The organism is Rhodoplanes roseus (genome assembly GCF_003258865.1).
Classification (GTDB): Bacteria; Pseudomonadota; Alphaproteobacteria; order Rhizobiales; family Xanthobacteraceae; genus Rhodoplanes; species Rhodoplanes roseus.
Genome location: NZ_NPEX01001017.1, coordinates 1 through 237 on the forward strand (window position 1 = coordinate 1; position 237 = coordinate 237).

A 237-nucleotide genomic window follows, 5' to 3' on the forward strand; every position below is an offset into this window, starting at 1 on the left:
GATGAGGGCGAGGTGCGCACGGCCTGCCAGAACGCCTGCCCGACGCAGGCGATCGTTTTCGGCGACACCAACCGCAAGGACAGTCTCGTTTCGAAGCTGAAGCGCGCACGCCACGAATACGATCTTCTCGGCGAGCTCGGGACGAGGCCTCGCACCTCCTATCTGGCGCGCATCCGCGCCGTGGCGGCAAGTGCCGGATCCGAGCCCGGGGAGGGTGCATGAGCGGCCGCCCGACCA

General features: G+C 68.4%; 1 pseudogene. It reads left to right on the plus strand.

Annotation, left to right across the window (positions count from 1 at the left end):
• A pseudogene (locus CH341_RS33425) lies at positions 1 to 222 on the plus strand (hypothetical protein); the annotation flags it as partial.
• Between the last annotated feature and the right edge of the window lie 15 nt (positions 223 to 237).